At 59.2% G+C, this 15972-nt stretch carries 12 protein-coding genes; 5 read left to right on the plus strand and 7 right to left on the minus strand.

Annotated elements, in window-relative coordinates:
• The first annotated feature begins 87 nt into the window (after window positions 1–87).
• Together E4P00_RS12870 and glyA are read left to right on the plus strand one after the other, a co-directional pair.
• Window positions 88–3939 carry a bifunctional diguanylate cyclase/phosphodiesterase gene (locus E4P00_RS12870; protein WP_282443218.1) on the plus strand — a complete coding sequence of 1284 codons (3852 nt, stop codon included), beginning with the start codon at window positions 88–90 and terminating at the stop codon, window positions 3937–3939.
• A 229-nt stretch (window positions 3940–4168) separates the two neighbouring features.
• On the plus strand, window positions 4169–5422 hold the full coding sequence (gene glyA, locus E4P00_RS12875; RefSeq protein WP_078822372.1) for a serine hydroxymethyltransferase: 1254 nt from the start codon (window positions 4169–4171) through the stop codon (window positions 5420–5422).
• A 177-nt stretch (window positions 5423–5599) separates the two neighbouring features.
• Here the strand turns inward: glyA and yjiA are convergent, their stop codons facing one another.
• The 3 genes from yjiA to E4P00_RS12890 all read right to left on the minus strand — a co-directional run bounded on the left by yjiA (window position 5600) and on the right by E4P00_RS12890 (window position 9028).
• A complete protein-coding gene (gene yjiA / locus E4P00_RS12880) occupies window positions 5600–6559 on the minus strand; it encodes a GTPase (protein WP_248131664.1) in 960 nt (319 codons plus the stop codon).
• 189 nt (window positions 6560–6748) lie between these two features.
• Window positions 6749–6946: a YbdD/YjiX family protein gene (locus tag E4P00_RS12885; RefSeq protein WP_003194308.1), complete on the minus strand. Its 198-nt coding sequence runs from the start codon at window positions 6944–6946 to the stop codon at window positions 6749–6751.
• A 15-nt stretch (window positions 6947–6961) separates the two neighbouring features.
• Window positions 6962–9028, minus strand: coding sequence for a carbon starvation CstA family protein (locus E4P00_RS12890; RefSeq protein ID WP_005791609.1), 2067 nt, complete (start codon window positions 9026–9028; stop codon window positions 6962–6964).
• Window positions 9029–9201: 173 nt separating this feature from the next.
• Here E4P00_RS12890 and E4P00_RS12895 point away from each other — a divergent pair, with 173 nt between their 5' ends.
• Complete coding sequence (locus E4P00_RS12895; RefSeq protein ID WP_216092128.1) at window positions 9202–9570, plus strand: PilZ domain-containing protein; 369 nt, start codon at window positions 9202–9204, stop codon at window positions 9568–9570.
• 158 nt (window positions 9571–9728) lie between these two features.
• On the opposite strand, the gene radA is transcribed toward E4P00_RS12895, so the two are convergent.
• The 3 genes from radA to katB are packed head-to-tail and all read right to left on the minus strand — an operon-like array spanning window position 9729 to window position 13270.
• Window positions 9729–11096, minus strand: a complete 1368-nt coding sequence (radA, locus tag E4P00_RS12900; protein WP_005791613.1) for a DNA repair protein RadA — start codon at window positions 11094–11096, stop codon at window positions 9729–9731.
• A gap of 35 nt (window positions 11097–11131) precedes the next feature.
• Window positions 11132–11671, minus strand: coding sequence for an ankyrin repeat domain-containing protein (locus tag E4P00_RS12905; protein WP_078822375.1), 540 nt, complete (start codon window positions 11669–11671; stop codon window positions 11132–11134).
• A gap of 57 nt (window positions 11672–11728) precedes the next feature.
• The gene (katB, locus tag E4P00_RS12910) at window positions 11729–13270 is read right to left on the minus strand and encodes a catalase KatB (protein WP_216092129.1); all 1542 of its coding nucleotides are present in this window, start codon (window positions 13268–13270) and stop codon (window positions 11729–11731) included.
• A 287-nt stretch (window positions 13271–13557) separates the two neighbouring features.
• On the opposite strand from katB, the gene mscL reads away from it, so the two are divergent.
• A complete protein-coding gene (gene mscL, locus E4P00_RS12915; protein WP_005791618.1) occupies window positions 13558–13977 on the plus strand; it encodes a large-conductance mechanosensitive channel protein MscL in 420 nt (139 codons plus the stop codon).
• A 40-nt stretch (window positions 13978–14017) separates the two neighbouring features.
• Here the strand turns inward: mscL and E4P00_RS12920 are convergent, their stop codons facing one another.
• Window positions 14018–14794, minus strand: coding sequence for a ferredoxin--NADP reductase (locus E4P00_RS12920; protein WP_057703272.1), 777 nt, complete (start codon window positions 14792–14794; stop codon window positions 14018–14020).
• Window positions 14795–15252: 458 nt separating this feature from the next.
• Between E4P00_RS12920 and E4P00_RS12925 the strand changes: the two genes are divergently transcribed.
• On the plus strand, window positions 15253–15963 hold the full coding sequence (locus E4P00_RS12925; protein ID WP_248131665.1) for a LuxR family transcriptional regulator: 711 nt from the start codon (window positions 15253–15255) through the stop codon (window positions 15961–15963).
• Window positions 15964–15972: the final 9 nt, after the last annotated feature.

Here is a 15972-nt window from a genome sequence, read left to right on the forward strand (position 1 = left end):
CACAACTCAAGGCATGCTAGCCGCCCTCCGGGCGTCCGGCTTATAGTGCACGTCGCGCGCCAGTCCAGCCAACCGCAGGATCACAGCTTGTCCAAAGTCACGCCGCCCACTCCCTTGCGCGCCGCTCATATTGCGCCGGGAGCGCCCCTGCACGGTACCTTGAAGGGCGCATTGGCGACGCTTGTGCTGATGTTGCTCGCGTTATTGTTCTGGCAACTGCTTGACCAGTTGCAGCAAAACCAGAAAAACCAGCAGCAATACACCATCGACTACAGTGCCGACCTGGCCGAGCAGATCAGCCAGAGCATGGCACTGAGCGCGCAGATCGCCCTGAACCTGTTGCCGATTGTCGAGCCGCCGCGCAATGCCGAACAGCAGCAGGCCCTGATGCGCACCTTGCAACGCTCGTTGCCGGACCTGCGCAGCTTCGCCCTGCTCGCCCCCAGCGGCGCGCTGATCAGCGACACTGCCGAAGGCAGCCAAGACAGTGCCCTGCTCGAAGACCTGGTCAAACGCAGTCACGCCCAGTCCTACTACCTGAGCAACGACAATGACGGCACGGTCATCTATCTGTTGCTGCACCAACCCAGCGGTGGCTCCAAGGTGTACTGGGCCCTGCGCCTGGCGCCCAATTATCTGGCCAACCTCACGCGCCAGGATGTCCAGGGTCAACGCCCGATGTGGGCGATCGAGAACAGCCTGAACCATCGTGTGGTCAGCCGTGACAGCGGTATGCCGGCGCAGTGGTCCGGCGCCCTGACGCCGGAAGAATTGAACCGCAGCGTGCTGGTCACGCCGTTGAGCAAAAGCGATTGGCAACTGCGCGGCCTGTTTGACCGCAGTGCGGTGCTGGAACAACTGCTGCCGGCCTTTATCGGCAAGTGCTTGCTGGGCCTGGCGTTTTCGCTGATCCCGGTGATCGTGCTGCTCAACATGCGCCGCCGCCAACGCCAGGTGAATGAAGGCCGGCGACGCTACCAGGACATCTTCGAAGGCACGGGCGTGGCCTTGTGCGTTCTGGACCTGTCGGGGCTTAAGGCGTTTTGCAACAAGACCCAGGTGCAAAGCCGCGAGCAGTTGCACGCCTGGTTGCAGGCCAACCCCGCCGAGCGCAAGCAACTGCTCAGGGAGTTGCGCGTCACCGAGGTCAACCAGATGGCCGTGCGCCTGCTCAACGTCGCGTCCTGCGAGCAGGCGTGGGAACGCCTGATCGATGATTGCCCGCGCAATGCCACGTCCATCGGCTATCAGGTGCTGGAAGCCGTATTGACCCGGCAAAAACAGCTGGAGCTGGAAATCCAGCTCAACGACGTGGCCGGCAACGAACAGTACCTGTGGCTGGTGATGCGTTTGCCGGAGCAGCAGGATGACGTCAAGGCCGTGATCCTCAGCATCAGCGACATCACTAGCCGCAAACTGATCGAGTTGTCGCTGGTGGAGCGTGAGAGCTTCTGGTCGGATGTGGTGCGCACCGTGCCCGATCACCTGTATGTGCAGGACGTGATCAGCCAGCGCATGATTTTCAGCAACCACCATCTGGGCCACACCCTGGGCTACAACAAAGCCGAACTGCAGCAAATGGGTGAGTACTTCTGGGAAATCCTGCTGCACCCCGAAGACGCCGAGCACTATCATGACTCGCGCGAACGGCAACGCCAGGTCGGCTACACGACCCAACTGCACTGCCAACTGCGCTTTCGTCACCGCAATAACCAATGGCGCCGCTTCGATATTCGCGAACAGGCCCTGGCCCGGGATACGTCCACGGTGGTCACTCGGATCATCGGTGTGGCCAAGGACATTACCGACCAGATCGAAGCCAGCGAATCCCTGCGCGACAGCGAACAGCGCTACCGCATGTTGGCTGAAAGCATCAGCGACGTGATCTGCTCTACCGACAGCCAACTGGCTCTGAATTACATCAGCCCATCGGTCAACACCGTGCTGGGCTATGACGTGGATTGGGTATTCAAGCATGGCTGGCAGTCGATCGTTGCCAACCCGCAACAGTTGACCGGCATTTATAGCCTGATGGAACAGGTCAGTCGCGCCCTCGGCAACCCCGAGGCGTTGAACACCTTGCGCGATGAAGTCCAGACCCAACTGTTCCTGTTCGACTGCCTGCGCGCCGACGGGCGCAAAGTACCGATCGAACTGCGCCTGGTGCTGGTGTGGGATGAACATGGCGCCTTTGAGGGCATCCTCGGCGTGGGCCGCGATATCAGCCAGCAACGCCGCGCCGAAAAAGACCTGCGCATGGCAGCCACGGTGTTCGAACATTCCACCTCGGCGATCCTGATCACCGACCCAGCCGGTTATATCGTGCAGGCCAACGAGGCGTTCAGCCGGGTCAGCGGCTATGAAGTGGCGGATGTGCTCGACCAATTGCCGAACATGCTCACCGTCGACGAGCAGCAGGAAGCCCACCTGCGTTATGTGCTCAAGCAATTGCACCAGCACAGCACCTGGGAAGGTGAAGTGTGGCTCAAGCGTCGCAACGGCGAGCATTACCCGGCCTGGGTGGGCATTACCGCGGTGTTCGACGATGAAGGTGACCTGGCCAGCTACGTGTGTTTCTTCAGCGATATCAGCGAGCGCAAGGCCAGTGAGCAGCGCATCCACCGCCTGGCCTACTACGACGCCCTGACCCACCTGCCCAACCGCACCTTGTTCCAGGACCGCCTGCACACCGCGTTGCAGTCCGCCGAACGGCAGAAGTCGTGGGTGGTGCTGATGTTCCTCGACCTTGACCGCTTCAAGCCGATCAACGACTCCCTCGGCCACGCCGCCGGCGACCGCATGCTCAAGGAAATGGCCACCCGCCTGCTCGGTTGTGTGGCCGAGGACGACACCGTGGCGCGCATGGGCGGCGACGAATTCACCTTGCTCCTGCAACCACGGGCCAGCCGCGATATGGCGCTCAACCGTGCGATCCATGTGGCCGAGCAGATCCTCGCCAGCCTGGTGAAGCCATTCGTGCTCGAAGGCCGCGAGTTCTTCGTGACCGCCAGTATCGGCATCGCCCTCAGCCCGCAAGACGGCAACGAGCTGAGCCAACTGATGAAAAACGCGGATACGGCGATGTATCACGCCAAAGAGCGCGGCAAGAACAACTTCCAGTTCTACCAGGCCGACATGAACGCCAGCGCCCTGGAGCGTCTGGAGTTGGAGAGCGACCTGCGCCACGCCCTGGACCAGAACGAATTCGTGCTGTATTACCAACCGCAATTCAGCGGGGACGGCAAACGCCTGACCGGTGCCGAGGCCCTGCTGCGCTGGCGCCACCCGCGTCGCGGGCTGGTGCCGCCGGGGGATTTCATTCCGGTATTGGAAGAACTCGGGCTGGTGGTGGACGTGGGCGATTGGGTGATCAGCGAAGCCTGTCGCCAACTCAAGACCTGGCACCAGAACAAGGTGCGGGTGCCCAAAGTCTCGGTAAACATCTCGGCGCGACAGTTCTCCGACGGCCAGCTGGGCACGCGCATCGCCACCATCCTCAAGGACACTGGCCTGCCGCCAGCGTGCCTGGAGCTGGAACTGACCGAAAGTATCCTGATGCGCGAAGTCAACGAAGCGCTGCAAATCCTCGCCAGCTTGAAGAACCTGGGCCTGAGCATCGCAGTGGATGACTTTGGCACTGGCTATTCATCGCTCAACTACCTCAAGCAATTCCCCATCGACGTGTTGAAGATCGACCGCACCTTCGTCGATGGCCTGCCCTCCGGTGAGCAGGACGCACAGATCGCCCGGGCGATCATTGCCATGGCCCACAGCCTGAACCTGGCGGTGATTGCCGAAGGGGTGGAAACCCATGAGCAGTTGGACTTCCTGCGTGAGCATGGCTGTGATGAGGTCCAGGGTTACCTGTTCGGGCGGCCGATGCCGGCGAATCGGTTCGAGGCGCAGTTCAGCAATGATGCCCTCTTCATGTTCGACTGACCTGCTGTTGTGAAGCTTATGGCTCCATCGGGAGCAAGCCCCCTCCCACCTTTGAACTGTGAATACCTTCGAATGTGGGAGGGGGCTTGCTCCCGATGAGGCCAGCACAGTCACCACTCATCCCCAGATGAGCCCCACTTGTCCGCGACATGATGTCCTTTCATATGCCATCTAAAACCCATTGGGTTAGAATGCCCTCCTTTTCTGCCCCCGATCCTTGAGGACCGCCATGTTCAGCCGTGATTTGACTATTGCCAAGTACGACGCCGATCTCTTCGCCGCCATGGAGCAAGAAGCCGTGCGCCAGGAAGAGCACATTGAGCTGATCGCTTCGGAAAACTACACCAGCCCTGCGGTGATGGAGGCTCAAGGTTCGGTTTTGACCAACAAGTACGCCGAAGGCTACCCGGGCAAGCGCTACTACGGTGGTTGCGAGTACGTCGACGTGGTTGAGCAGTTGGCCATCGACCGTGCCAAGGAGCTGTTCGGCGCCGATTACGCCAACGTCCAGCCACACGCCGGCTCCCAGGCCAACAGCGCCGTGTACCTGGCCCTGCTGCAAGGCGGCGACACTATCCTGGGCATGAGCCTGGCCCACGGCGGTCACCTGACCCACGGCGCCAGCGTTTCTTCCTCCGGCAAGCTGTACAACGCCGTCCAGTACGGTATCGATGCCAACGGCCTGATCGACTACGACGAAGTCGAGCGCCTGGCGGTAGAGCACAAGCCAAAAATGATCGTGGCTGGGTTCTCTGCCTACTCGCAGATCCTGGATTTCCCACGCTTCCGTGAAATCGCCGACAAGGTCGGTGCCTACCTGTTCGTCGACATGGCCCACGTAGCCGGTCTGGTGGCAGCGGGCGTGTACCCGAACCCAGTGCCTTACGCTGACGTGGTGACCACCACTACCCACAAGACCCTGCGCGGTCCACGTGGCGGCCTGATCCTGGCTCGCGCCAACGCCGAGATCGAGAAGAAGCTCAACTCCGCGGTATTCCCCGGCGCCCAGGGTGGCCCGCTGGAGCACGTGATTGCCGCCAAGGCGATCTGCTTCAAGGAAGCACTGCAGCCTGAGTTCAAGACCTACCAGCAACAAGTGGTGAAGAACGCCCAGGCCATGGCATCTGTGTTCATCGAGCGCGGTTTTGACGTGGTGTCCGGCGGTACTGAAAACCACCTGTTCCTGCTGTCGCTGATCAAACAGGACATTTCCGGTAAAGACGCTGACGCCGCCCTGGGCAAAGCCTTCATCACCGTGAACAAGAACTCCGTGCCGAACGATCCACGTTCGCCGTTCGTCACCTCCGGCCTGCGCTTCGGCACCCCGGCTGTGACCACCCGTGGCTTCAAGGAAGCAGAGTGCAAGGAACTGGCCGGCTGGATCTGCGACATCCTGGCTGACCTGAACAACGAAGCCGTGATCGACGCGGTACGTGAGAAGGTCAAGGCCATCTGCAAGAAGCTGCCGGTTTACGGCGCTTGATTGCAGTTGCTTGAATGAAAAGCCCGGCTCTTGAGCCGGGCTTTTTTATTTCAATTTGAAATGCATTCAATTGTGGGAGGGGGCTTGCTCCCGATAGCAGTGTGTCAGTCACTTATATGTTTACTGACCCACCGCAATCGGGAGCAAGCCCCCTCCCACAGTTGATCGCATTTCAAGTCAGGATTGGTAGACGCGCTGGAAGCCTTCAAGGATCTTGTCCTCCGGCAACTCATCGGCAATAAACACAATCACACTCTCCCGCGCCTCGCCCGCGGCCCATTCGGTGTCCCAGTCAAAACCATAGAGTTTCAGCACGCCCTGGAACACCATGCGTCGATCCTCCCCGGCAATATTCAGCACGCCCTTGTAGCGCAGCAGCTGCTTGCCGTGGTCTTCCAGCAGTTCGTTCATGAACTCACTGAGGCGGTCGATATCCAGCGGTTGGTCGGTGCGCAGCACCAGGCTGGAAATACGGTCGACCGATGGCGCAGCGCTGACCGGGCGCAGGCTCATGCCGGCATTGAGGTTGAAGCCGCGCACATCCAGCAACTCAGCCAAGTCGATCTTGCCGTGATCCACCACACGGATCGGCGCACGCCGGTTGATACGGGTCAGGCGCTGACTGAGGGCGTCGAAGGTGGCGTTGTCCACCAGGTCGCGCTTACTCACCAGCAGGCGGTCGGCAAAGCCGATCTGGGCCTGGGCGATGGTCTGGGTCAGGTGATGCTCGGCGTGGGCGGCGTCCACCAGGGTAATGATGCCGTCGAGGATGTAGCGCTCGCGCAGTTCTTCGTCGATGAAAAAAGTCTGGGCCACTGGTGCCGGGTCGGCAAGGCCGGTGCATTCGATCACCAGGCGGTCGAAGGCGATTTCGCCACTGTCCAGACGCTCAAGCAGCAGGTACAGGGCCTTGGTCAAGTCGGTGTGGATGGTGCAGCACACGCAGCCGTTGGACAGGGTCATGACTTGTACCGGCTCGTCGCCCAAGAGCTGGGTGTCGATGCCGGCGTCACTGAATTCGTTTTCGATCACGGCGATTTTCAAGCCGTGCTCGGCCTTGAGCAGATGGCGCAGCAAGGTGGTCTTGCCGGCACCGAGGAAGCCGCTGAGGATGGTGACGGGGATGGGAGAGGACAAAACTATTCTCCTGATAACTGAATAAACACAAAACAAATGTGGGAGCAAAGGCCCCTGTGGGAGCTGGCTTGCCTGCGATGCAGACAACTCGGTGCTTCAGTCAGACCGAGGTGATGCTATCGCAGGCAAGCCAGCTCCCACAGAAAGCCCTGCTCCCACAGGGGTATCGCATTGGCCCGCGTTACCGGGTCAACAGCACTTGGGACCACCCTTGCCGCCGTAACGGGCCTCCTGGCGTTCGCGGAAGAACGCCTTGTAGTCCATCACCGGCTTGTCCGGGTGTTTGGTTTGCATATGCTCGACGTAGGTGTCGTAGTCGGGCATGCCGACCATCAGGCGCGCGGCCTGACCGAGGTATTTACCGAGGCGACTGATGTCATTGAACATAGTGGCAATCCTCGCTTATGCGTCCGGTACGGCCTGGAATGGCGCTTCTTTATCCGTACGCTCTTTGTTGCCCCAGGCGGCTACGCCGACTTTGAGCGCATAGAACAGGATGCTGAATACCACGAACAGGAACAGCGCCGTCAGCGTTGCGTTGGTGTAGGCGTTCCAGATCACGTGCTGCATCTGGTCGATGCTCTTGGCCGGGGCGAGGATCTGACCGTTGGCCAGGGCATCGCTGTATTTCTTGGCCAGCGACAGAAAGCCGATCGCCGGGTTGGCGTCGAACAGCTTGATGAAGCCTGCGGTGGTGGTGCAGATCAGCAGCCAGACGGCCGGCAACATGGTCACCCAGATGTAGCGCTGGCGCTTCATTTTGATCAGCACAACGGTCGCCAGCATCAGCGCGATACCCGCCAGCATCTGATTGGAGATACCGAACAGCGGCCACAAGGTGTTGATACCACCCAGCGGGTCGATTACGCCCTGGTACAGCAAGTAACCCCACATCGCCACGCAGCCTGCGGTAGCAATCAGGTTGGCGGTCCAGGACTCGGTGCGTTTGAGCGCAGGCACGAACGAACCCAGCAGGTCCTGCAGCATGAAGCGACCGGCACGGGTACCGGCATCGACCGCCGTGAGGATGAACAGCGCTTCGAACAGGATCGCAAAGTGGTACCAGAACGCCATGGTGTTTTCACCTGGCAGCACACTGTGCAGGATCTGTGCGATACCGACCGCCAGCGTCGGCGCACCGCCGGCACGCGCCAGGATGGTGGTTTCACCGATATCGTGGGCAACAGCCGACAGCGCTTCAGGGGTAATTGCAAAGCCCCAACTGCTGACGGTTTGCGCCACGGTGACCACGTCAGTACCGACAATCGCCGCCGGGCTGTTCATGGCGAAGTACACGCCAGGCTCGATCACCGAAGCGGCAACCATCGCCATGATGGCCACGAACGACTCCATCAACATGCCGCCATAACCGATGTAACGGGCGTGGCTTTCACTGGCGAGCAACTTGGGCGTGGTGCCCGAAGAGATCAGCGCGTGGAAGCCCGAGACCGCGCCACAGGCAATGGTGATGAACAGGAACGGGAACAGGCCGCCCTTCCACACCGGGCCAGTGCCGTCGATGAACTGGGTCAGTGCCGGCATTTTCAGGTCAGGCATGGTGACCAGGATGCCAATCGCCAGAGCGATGATGGTGCCGATTTTCAGGAAGGTAGACAGGTAGTCACGCGGCGCCAGGATCAGCCATACCGGCAGAACAGCGGCAACGAAGCCGTAGCCGATCAGCATCCAGGTGATCTGAATCCCGGTGAAGGTAAACGCTTTGGCCCAGACCGGGTCAGCGGCAATCTGCCCGCCCAGCCAGATCGAACCCAGCAGCAACAGCACGCCGATGATCGAAATTTCACCAATGCGGCCCGGGCGGATGTAGCGCATGTAGATGCCCATGAACATCGCAATCGGGATGGTCGCCATCACCGTAAAGATGCCCCACGGGCTCTCGGCCAGGGCCTTGACCACGATCAGTGCCAGCACCGCGAGGATGATGATCATGATCAGGAAGCAGCCAAACAGGGCGATGGTCCCGGGAATGCGGCCCATCTCTTCGCGAACCATGTCCCCCAGGGAACGCCCGTTGCGACGAGTGGACAGGAACAGGATCATGAAGTCCTGCACCGCACCCGCCAGCACCACACCGGCAATCAGCCACAGGGTGCCGGGCAGGTAGCCCATCTGCGCCGCCAGCACCGGACCGACCAACGGGCCTGCACCGGCAATCGCCGCAAAGTGGTGACCGAAAAGGATATGTTTGTTGGTCGGCACGTAGTCCAGACCGTCGTTATTGACCACTGCGGGGGTGGCCCGCCGAGGGTCGAGTTGCATCACGTTATTGGCGATGAACAGACTGTAGTAACGGTACGCAACCAGATAGATGGCCACAGCAGCGACCACAATCCACAAGGCGTTGATCGCCTCGCCGCGGCGCAAGGCCACTACGCCCAGGGCGCACGCTCCTACGATTGCCAGCACCAGCCAGGGTAGGTGGCGTAGCAGGCTATTATTATTTTTCATTTTTGTATTCCAGCCAGGGTGGACAGAAAGGACAGCCAGCCCGAGTTTAGCGCTGTTGGCCTCAAAGACCAGCCCCCTACGTTGGTCTAGAGCCTTCTATGCGGCAAAAAAACGAAATAAATGCCAAATGATGGCGCAAGGCTACAATCCCCCTATCCACCGAGGACTTCACCATGACTGAGCAACCGTCTGATCGCCGCCGTTTTCGCCGGATTGCTTTTGATGCCAAAACCGAAATTCGGCAAAACGGATGGGATTTTCCGGTGAAACTGGTGGATCTCTCGCTAAAGGGTCTACTGGTCGAGCGCCCCGAAGACTGGAAGGGGAACAAGGCGCTGCCGTTCGACGTAGACATACGCCTGGATCCGAAAGCGCATATAAAGATGCAAGTGAAGCTGAGCCACGAGGATCAGGGGCAGTTGGGCTTCGTGTGCCAACATATCGATCTGGATTCGATCAGCCATTTGCGGCGACTGATTGAGTTGAACCTGGGGGATGAGGAAGAGCTACACAGAGAGCTGGCGGCATTGCTGGAAATCTAGAAGCCAACACAACTCAAATGTGGGAGGGGCGGTGCGACGATTCGACTTGCTCCCGATTGCGGTGGGTCAGTCAGCCTATCTGTTACTGATTCACCGCAATCGGGAGCAAGTCGAATCGTCGCACCGCCCCTCCCACATTGGATTTGCAATGCTGGTGATTATTCGAACAGTGCATCCAGCGCCTGCTCCAGGCGCGTCACCCCAATCACCTGCAAACCTGCCGGCATTTCCTTCGGCGCATTGCCCTTGGGCACGATCGCCCGCTTGAACCCATGCTTGGCCGCCTCCTTCAACCGCTCCTGCCCACTGGGCACCGGGCGGACTTCACCCGACAGGCCGACCTCACCAAACACCAGCAGATCATGAGGCAGCGGCCGATTGCGCAGGCTGGACATCACCGCCGCCATCAGCGCCAGGTCGGAGGCGGTCTCCAGCACCTTGACGCCGCCCACTACGTTAAGGAAAACATCCTGGTCATGGGTTGGAATGCCGCCGTGACGGTGCAATACCGCCAGCAACATCGCCAGACGGTTCTGGTCCAGGCCAAGCGTGACCCGCCGCGGGTTGGCCAAATGGCTGTCATCCACCAGCGCCTGGACTTCCACCAGCATGGGCCGGGTACCCTCCCACGTCGCCATCACCACACTGCCCGGGACTTCTTCCTGGGCGCGAGTGAGAAAAATCGCCGAGGGGTTGGAGACTTCTTTCAGCCCACGGTCAGTCATGGCGAACACACCCAGCTCGTTCACGGCGCCAAAGCGGTTTTTTACCGCCCGCAGCAAACGCAGGCGGCCATCGGACTCACCTTCGAAATACAGCACGGTATCCACCATGTGCTCCAACACCCGTGGCCCGGCCAGCGCGCCTTCCTTGGTCACGTGGCCGACCAGGAAGATCGCCGTGCCGCTCTGCTTGGCGTAGCGCACCAACAGCGCCGCACTTTCGCGCACCTGGGACACGCCGCCCGGCGCCGATTGCAGTTGCTCGGTGAAAATCGTCTGGATCGAGTCAATCACCATGACCTTGGGCTTTTCAATCCGCGCCGTGGCGATGATGCTTTCGATGCAGGTTTCGGTCATGACCCGCAGCTGGTCCTGGGGCAGGCCCAAACGGCGGGCGCGCATGGCCACTTGCTGTTGGGATTCTTCACCGGTGACGTACAGCGCCGGCATACGGCTGGCGATGCTGCACAGGGTTTGCAAGAGGATGGTCGACTTGCCGATGCCCGGGTCACCGCCGATCAGCACCACCGAACCATCGACCAGGCCACCGCCAAGTACGCGGTCCAGTTCGCCGGACGCGGTGGAGAAGCGCGGGATCTCTTCGACGCTGACTTCGGCCAGGGTCTTGATCTGTGCCTGTTGCCCGGTCCAGCCGGCGCGGCCGGTAGGGGCTGCGGCACCACCGCTTTCAATCATGGTTTCAGTCAGGGTGTTCCACGCACCGCATTCGGAGCACTGGCCCGCCCATTTGGGAAAGGTCGCGCCGCACTCCGTGCAGCCGTACATGCGCTTGGCCTTTGCCATGTGAGAACCTCCAACCGAAAAACCGCGATGATAGCTCAGCGCGACGCCGGGGTCCGGATTTCGCCACTGGCCAAACGTGAAGCACTGTTACCGACGGGGTCCTCGGCGTTCAGGTCTGCGCCTTTGGCTTGCAGTTCACCCAGCAACTCGACGCGTTTGAACAGCCCGGCGTACATGGCGGCAGTCTGTCCCGCGCCATTGCGTTGGTCCGGGTTGCAGTCGGTGGCCAGCAGGCGCTGGGCGATTTTCAGCTCACCCTTGAAGATCGCGCCCATCAGCGCCGTGTTGCCGCGTTTGTCCTGTACGCAGGCGTTGGCACCCGCGTCGAGCAGACGCTCCACGTACGAGCCCTGGCCGTGATAAGCGGCGAGAATCAGTGCCGTGTAGCCTTTGTCATCCTGGATGTTGAGGCTGTAGCCGGAGTCGATAAAGGTATTGAGCATGTCGAGGTCGCCACGGCGAGCGGCGTCGAAGTAGTAATCCTGCAACTGGGCTTTGAGCGCCACCGGGTCGGGAGACTCCGCATGGGCGACAAAGGCCAGCATGGCCATCAGTAAACCGATAGAGATACGCATAGGGGCTTCTCCTGCCAAAGGTCGACGCCCGTAGAGGCGCCGACCGCAACCAACGAATCAGTCAGTCAGTTTTTGCGCCAGCGCCTTCACGCGAGCCAGATCACCTTTGGCCACCTTGGTGACGCCGGTGCCGTATTCCGGATCAGCCTTGTAAAGGAACGACAGGATGATGTGCTTGCTTTCGTCATCGGTGGTGGCCAGCGAGCCGCCGAAATTGTCGATCAAGTCCTGACGCTCTTTCTTGGTGTAGGAGCGGTACAGGTCACCGGCCTGTTTGAAGTTCTGCTCGCGCTGGATCTTCGCCTGCTGGGTGCTGCCCGACAGCGGCGACTGGCTGTAGCGCGCGGTTTGCGGCTCTTCGCGTGGCAACAGCCGGCTTGGCTGGTAGTTCACGCCGGTGGTGGTCTTGCCGAAGTTCATCGCACCGTCCTGGTTACCGTTGTTGACGGTGACCCGTGGAGCGTTGATCGGCAGTTGCAGGGCGTTCGCACCCAAGCGGTACATTTGCGTATCGGCATAGGAGAACACCCGGCCTTGCAGCAGGCGGTCTTCCGACGGCTCGATGCCCGGCACCAGGTTGGCAGGCGCCATCGCGACTTGCTCGGTTTCCTGGAAGACATTGGCCGGGTTGCGATTGAGCACCATCTGCCCGACTTTACGCTCCGGTACATCCGGCCAGATCTTGGTGGCATCCAGGGGGTCGAAATCAAACTTGGCCAAGTCCTCGGGCTTGAGCACTTGCACATACAAGTCCCACTTGGGGAAGTCGCCCTTGTTGATATGGGTGACCAAGTCGTTGGTCATATGACTGTAGTCACGACCCTGTACTTCGGTGACTTGCTTGGGATCCAGGTTCTTGATGCCTTGCAGGCTCTTCCAGTGGAACTTGACGTAGTGCACTTCGCCCTTGGCGTTGATCAACTTGTAGGCATGTACGCCATTACCGTCCATCTCGCGGTAACTGGCCGGGGTACCGGAGTCCGAGTACAACTCGGTCAACGTACGCGTGGCTTCGGGAACATGGGAGAAGAAGTCGAAACGGCGCGAGTCGTCATCCAGGTTGGTGCGTGGGTCGGGTTTGAAGGCATGGACCATATCCGGGAACTTGATGGCATCGCGGATAAAGAAGGTCGGGAAGTTATTGCCAACCAGGTCCCAGTTACCTTCGGCGGTGTAGAACTTGGTGGCAAAACCCCTTGGGTCACGCAGGGTTTCAGGGGAATGGTTACCGTGGACGACCGCCGAAAAGCGTACGAACACTGGCGTGGTTTCACCGGCGGCGAACACCTTGGCCTTGGTCAGGTCGCTGAGGTTGTCGGTCACCGTGAAGGTGCCATGGGCGCCGGTACCGCGGGCATGTACCACACGCTCGGGGATGCGTTCGCGGTCAAAGCGCTGCAACTTCTGGATCAGCTGAACGTCCTGCAACAATACCGGGCCGTTCGCTCCGGCCGTTTGCGAGTTCTGGTTATCACCGACGTTGGCCCCGTTATCGCGGGTCAGGTTGGCGGCTTGCACGGAGAGGGACAGCAGGCTGGCGGTCACCAGTGCCAACGCGTGACGCGCGGACACGGGCCTGCGGCGGATTGGAGTGTTCATCGAGGTTTCCTCTGGTTTTTTTAGCGCACATTCTGTTGTGCTTGTCAGAGGCTAGAGACCTGCGAGTCAGAAGATAAATAGAAAAACGCCACAGGCCCGATTAATAAAATAATCTGGTAACTGGCTGAAATGACGGGTAATTCGCGCGCGACTGGTGGCACTTTGCAAACTATTTGCGTTTTAATGTGTCGATAAAAATCGACAGTGTTAACAGTTGTGTCGAGCAAGCCTTGTACGACTGAATTACACTGACCTCCACCCTTCTCAACTGTAACAAGGAATAACCTATGGGCGTGATCAGTGAGTTCAAGGCCTTCGCGGTCAAAGGTAATGTGGTCGACATGGCCGTCGGTATCATCATCGGCGCCGCCTTCGGCAAAATTGTTTCCTCGTTTGTAGGCGACGTGATTATGCCGCCTATCGGTCTGCTGATCGGGGGTGTGGACTTTGCCGACCTGGCGATAACGCTCAAGGCCGCGCAGGGTGACGTACCGGCGGTGGTGCTGGCTTATGGCAAGTTCATCCAGAGCATCATCGACTTCGTGATCGTTGCTTTTGCGATCTTCATGGGTGTGAAGGCCATCAACCGCCTGAAGCGAGAAGAGGCCGTAGCCCCTAGCTTGCCACCGACGCCGACCAAGGAAGAAGTGCTGCTGGGCGAGATCCGCGATCTGCTCAAGGCTCAAAATAACAACAAACCGCTTTAATCAGCGGTTGCAAAAAGGCGCCTCGTGAGGCGCCTTTTTTCTACCAGTAATTTTCTACTGCAACCTGACCAGGGCGTCGACTCAGGCTCAGTTGCATGTCCCGTTGCTTGAGTAGCTGGCGGGTGTCATCGACCATCTGCGGATTACCGCAAATCAATACGCGGGAGTGTTCCGGCGTTAACTCAAGGCCGGCCGCGCGCTCCAGTTCGCCATTTTCGATCAGCGTGGTAATGCGCCCGTTGAGCGCACCCGGATGTTGCTCGCGAGTGACGATGGGAATGTAGGTGAGTTTATGCGCGTACTCGGCCAAGTACTCGCGCTCCCCCAGTTCCTTGATCAGCGCCTGGTAAGCCAGCTCTTTCGCTTCCCGCGCGCTGTACACCAGAATGATGCGTTCGAATTTTTCCCAGACCTCAAAGTCCTGCAGGATCGACAGGAACGGCGCAACCCCTGTGCCGGTGCCCAGCAGCCACAGGTCGCGCCCGTCGACAAAGCGATTAAGGGTCAGGAAGCCGGTGGCCTGGCGCTCTACCAACAAGGTGTCGCCAACCCGCAGCCGGCTGAGTTCGCTGGTGAACTCCCCGCCAGGGACAACGATGGAAAAAAAGTCGAGATGCTCATCAAAAGGCGATGACACCACAGAATAGGCACGCCACACGGTGCTGCCATCGGCCTTGGTCACACCCAGGCGCACGAACTGGCCGGCGGTAAAGCGAAAGCCTGGGTCGCGAGTGGTGCGCAGGGTGAAGAGGCTGGGGGTCAGCGATTGCACGTCGAGCAAGGTCTGGCGGGTAAATTTCTCAGCACTGGCCGTCATGGGAGGCTCCGTTTTGCACAGGCCGCTAGTGTCTCTCAAAGCAGATGACGCAAACACCGTTGATTTGTACTGGCATTGCATTTACCCATCGCGCACCGCCTGTCAGTGACGCAAGTGAGCCAGCGGTTCACCCGCAATCCGCAGCAAACAACGCGCCGCACACTCATACTAATCATTTGGCTATTAACCCAACCGGAATGCGCCACAAGATGAAACTACGCCGTCCGAAGACGTCATTTTGATATCACCTGCAAGTCATTAAAACCAGTGCAAAAAAAATGTCCCATCGGTTTTTTCATACAAACCAATAACGCTTGTACATATCTGAAACCCGAAGACCAAACACTTGATGAATTTTTTTTCAGACTAGCTTGTACGACGTGTCCTACACTTGTTTTCGTGTTGGATTGGGGATCAGGAAGTACCCAAGTCACAAAGAAACCCATGGAGAGTTACCGATGGTCAATTGGCACAATTCACGGCTGCCCAAGCTGGAAGGCGAGAGCGAAATCACCACCGTGTATGAAATGGTGATCAACCGCACTCAGGAAATGGGGTTCAAATATTGCTCGTTCACAATGAGTACTCAATCCGAAAATGCCCAAGCAAAGCCTTTCAACTGCAACAACTACCCAAATGAATGGAACAAAATCTATCAACAAGCAGGTTTCTTCGACAAAGATCCGGCTGTAGTTCACTGCAAGCACTCTGTACTGCCCATCCTTTGGGAGAAGCAAGCCTTCGATAACGCACCTGAGCTGTGGGACTTGGCTGAGTCATGTGGGGTGCATAGGGGCTGGTCCCAGGCGGTGCATGATTTCAAGGGTGTATTCAGTATGCTGACCCTGGTGCGTGACAAGGGTGAGGTCAGCCCTGAAGAGCTTTACGAAAAAGCCGGTCAAGTATTGTGGCTCTGCCATGCGATGCATGCGGTCGTCGCGCTTCAATACACCGGCGAGCCCATCGACGAGGCGCCATTCAAGTTAACGGCCCGCGAAACGGAGATTCTCAGATGGTGCGCCATGGGCAAGACCGCCGCGGAGATCGCTCGCATTCTGTGCCTGTCCGAGCGCACGGTGGGTTTTCATGTCGGCAGGGTGCTCAGCAAATTGAAGGTCACCAGTAAGATCCAGGCTGTGCTCTGCCTCGCCAAAGCCGGAATGCTCTAATCGTCAATT

Origin of the sequence: Pseudomonas sp. B329 (assembly GCF_023127835.1) — a bacterium.
GTDB lineage: Bacteria > Pseudomonadota > Gammaproteobacteria > Pseudomonadales > Pseudomonadaceae > Aquipseudomonas > Aquipseudomonas synxantha_A.